Genomic DNA, 3,644 nt, shown 5'->3' with positions numbered 1-3,644 from the left:
GATGCTGAGGGAGCCGGGGCAGGTAGGCAGCCGGCGGGGCTGCCTGGCGGCGAGGAAGGAAGCGGCGGCACGGTGAAGCTGAGTTTTGCCGGTGATGTTATTTTTGCGGGCAAGGTCGGTGAGCTGTTGAAGAAGAAGGGCTATGATTATCCGTACGCCCGTCTTGGCGGGATGTTCCTGCAGGATGACCTTTCAGTCATCAATCTGGAAACGCCTGTCACCGAGCGGGGCACGGAGGCGAACAAGACCTTTGTGTTCAAGTCGCCTCCGGAGGCGCTGAATGCGCTGAAGGCAGCGGGAGTGGACGCGGTCAGCCTCGCTAACAACCATACGCTGGATATGGGCGAGCAGGGCTTGCGGGATACGCTGGACAATCTGGTAGCTCGGGGCATTCCGTTCGTCGGAGCGGGCCTCGATTCGTCCGAGGCTTATTCGGCGCAATATTTTACCCGCAAGGGAATAACGATCGCCCTGCTTGGCTTCACGCGGGTCATGCCCGAGGCCGGATGGGCGGCTGGTGAAGGCAAGCCCGGTGTAGCCTCCGCTTACGACAGCGGCCCCGCGCTTAAGGCGATAGCTGAAGCAAGGAAGAAAGCGGATATTGTTGCCGTTGTCGTCCACTGGGGACAGGAGCGGAGGAATGAGCCGAATGCGGTTCAGCAGTCGCTTGGCCGGAGCTTTATTGACGCCGGGGCGGATCTCGTCATCGGAGGACATCCCCATGTCCTTCAGGGCCTTGAGCCGTATAAAGGAAAATGGATCGCGTACAGCACGGGCAATTTCATTTTTACGCGTTCTTCCACGAAGACGACCTGGGAGACGGCGGTGTTTCAGGCGGAGTGCAATGTGAAAGGACAATGCTCGATGAGCCTCACGCCTTTTGACGCCAAATTGGGCCAGCCGGTGCCGATGAGCGCCGAGGGCGGGCAGAAGCTGCTGGAGCGTGTAGAATCGCTCTCTTCCGGCAAAGTGGAGATCGACGAGGAGGGCAGAGTGACGGAAGCCGGACGATAGCCGGCCGCCGCAGCCTTTTACACTTCGGAGGTTGTTTACATTTTTTGCGGGAGGGCTGATGATAGGATGAATAATTTGTGTGTCGCCCACCGGGGATTCTCCGGGAAAGCGCCGGAGAACACGCTCGCCGCTGTCCGCATGGCGCTGGAGCTTCCGTATGTAACCTGGATGGAAATCGATGTTCAGCTGACGAGGGACGGAGTGCCTGTTGTGATCCACGATTACAGCCTGGACCGGACGACCAATGGACGCGGCAAAGTGAAAAATACGGACTGGAGCGATATGCGGCTTCTCGACGCCGGAGGCTGGAAGGGCCGCGCCTTTCGGGGGGAAAGGATTCCTTCCCTGGAGGAAGTGCTTGATCTGTCCAAAGGATGTCTGCGGCTGAATATCGAGCTGAAGAACGCGGGCAACCTGTATCCTGGCATCGAAAAGACGGTAACGGAGCTGATCGCCTCCAAGGGGATGCGCGAGGAGACGGTGCTGACCTCGTTCGACCCCGGCACGCTGCTCCGGTGCGAAGAGGCCGACCCCGGTATCCGCCGGGGGCTTATCTTCGACTCCAGGTGGGGAGACCCGGCCGGGCGCGTGCGGGAGCTTGGCTGCTCCTTCTTATCCATCGGCTTCTCCCGGCTTACTCCCGGACTGGCCAGATTCTTGTCGGGCCGCGGGGTCGGCGTTATGGCCTGGACGGTGAATAAAGCGAAAGAGATGCGTCGCCTGGCGGACATGCATTCTGATATAATGATATGTACGAACCGCCCGGACATTTGGGGCGAGACGTTTTTAGGAGTATGACACCAACACGAACAAACCAAGTGGGAAAGAGAGCTGAATGTCAATGTGCGCTGCTGTAAACAACTTATACTGTGTGGGCCGGAACTACAAACTTCATGCGGAGGAACTGGGCAATAAAGTCCCAACCGAACCGCTCATTTTCCTGAAGCCGTCTCATGCCGCCGTTCGTCTCGACAAGGAAACCATTCAGCTGCCGAAGGATTCCGGACAGGTTCATTATGAAGGCGAGCTTGTGCTGCATATCGGGCGCGACTACGTTCCGGGCATAAGCTTGGAAGAGCTGGTTGACGCCATGGCTTTGGGCCTGGATTTCACACTGCGGGACATTCATAACGATCTGCAAAAGAAAGGGCTTTCCTGGACGCCGGCCAAGGGCTTCAAGAATGCCGCGCCTCTGACCTCATACATCCCGTTTCCTTCCAGGGAAGAGCTTGAAGCGACCGATTTTACGGTCCGCAAGAATGGTGAAGAAGTGCAGCGGGGCAATGTGAAGAACATGATTTTCTCGCTGCAGACGATTGTCGATTTCATCGGCACCCGCTACGGGCTGGGCAAGGATGACGTCATCTTCACCGGCACGCCCGCAGGCGTCGGTCCCACCGTTTCAGGCGATTCATTCGAGCTGTATTGGGGCGACCGGCTGATGGGCTCGTGCCTGATCGGATAACGGTGTCTCAGGACCTTGTTGTACTGGAGTTGAAGCCATGCAGTGGGTAATCGGCGTCTTTGGCGCCTTGTTCGTGGCCGGAGCGGCTTATTTGAAGGGATCGCTGAGCTTGTCTGGCATGCTTGCCGCCGTGCTTATGGGCACCGTCTATTTCGGAGCGGGGAACGCCTTCTGGTTCGGGATATTGCTGCTGTTCTTCATCTCCTCCAGCTTGCTGTCGAGACTAAGGGCGGAGCACAAGGAGGAACTGGAACGCTCCTATGCCAAGACGGGCAGGCGGGACGCCGGCCAGGTGTTCGCCAACGGCGGTCTCGGGATGCTGCTTGTTCTGCTGAACGCCGTTTACCCGCTGCCGGCATGGGAGCTGCTCTTCGTCGGCGTGATGGCGACGGTGACGGCGGACACGTGGGCGACGGAGTGCGGAACCTTGAGCAGAAAGCCTCCAAGATCAATACTGAGCGGCAAAATTCTTCCGACCGGCGCATCCGGCGGCGTCTCGCTTCCGGGCACGCTTGCGGCTGCGGCGGGCGGGCTTCTGATCGGCATCGCATCGTGGCTTCTTCGGCAGCTGTCGCCGGGAATGGCCGTACAGCCTCTCATCATTCTGGCGGCTGCCGGACTCGTTGGCGGACTCGTTGGCGCCTTTGCCGATTCCTTGCTTGGCGCTACGGTGCAGCAGATGAACCGCTGCGCCGTCTGCGGCCGCGAGGTAGAAAGCGCCGTCCATTGCGGCCAGCCTGCGGCACATGCCAGAGGGTGGCGCTGGATGACCAACGACGCCGTGAACGCGATCAGCTCGATCGCCGGGGGAGCGGCGGCGCTGCTGATCGGCGGGCTGATGTGATGGGCGGCTCCAAATCTATAGGGAAGGCGAATAACGATTATGAATATTATGACCGTAGAGCATCTTGTCAAAAGCTACGGAGAAAGAGCGCTGTTCCGGGATGCATCCTTCGGAATGGACGAACGCGACAAGATCGGCGTCATTGGCGTGAACGGGACCGGCAAATCGACGCTTCTGCGGATAATAGCCGGGGTTGAAACTCCCGACGAGGGACAGATTGCCATCGGCAACGATGTGCGCGTGCAGTATTTGGCGCAGAACCCGCCTTATGATCCGGACCGCACCGTGCTCCAGCAGGTGTTCGCCGGAGAGAACCCGGAG

General features: G+C 59.2%; 5 protein-coding genes. All 5 read left to right on the top strand.

Annotated features, from left to right (window positions below; translation table 11 throughout):
• Positions 1-1,014: CapA family protein (locus L692_RS0107260; protein WP_025698516.1), on the top strand; the 1,014-nt coding region annotated here is incomplete at its 5' end.
• A 66-nt stretch (positions 1,015-1,080) separates the two neighbouring features.
• Positions 1,081-1,812, top strand: coding sequence for a glycerophosphodiester phosphodiesterase (locus L692_RS0107255; RefSeq protein ID WP_025698514.1), 732 nt, complete (start codon positions 1,081-1,083; stop codon positions 1,810-1,812).
• A 43-nt stretch (positions 1,813-1,855) separates the two neighbouring features.
• A complete protein-coding gene (locus L692_RS0107250) occupies positions 1,856-2,479 on the top strand; it encodes a fumarylacetoacetate hydrolase family protein (RefSeq protein WP_025698513.1) in 624 nt (207 codons plus the stop codon).
• Between the two features lie 37 nt (positions 2,480-2,516).
• Positions 2,517-3,323, top strand: a complete 807-nt coding sequence (locus L692_RS0107245) for a DUF92 domain-containing protein (RefSeq protein WP_025698512.1) — start codon at positions 2,517-2,519, stop codon at positions 3,321-3,323.
• A 39-nt stretch (positions 3,324-3,362) separates the two neighbouring features.
• Positions 3,363-3,644 (top strand): ATP-binding cassette domain-containing protein (locus L692_RS28035; RefSeq protein ID WP_036722504.1); only part of this gene is annotated, 282 nt, incomplete at its 3' end.

The sequence above is a fragment of the Paenibacillus forsythiae T98 genome, from assembly GCF_000520735.1.
Classification (GTDB): Bacteria; Bacillota; Bacilli; order Paenibacillales; family Paenibacillaceae; genus Paenibacillus_AQ; species Paenibacillus_AQ forsythiae.
This window is presented reverse-complemented; position numbering and strand designations above follow the sequence as displayed.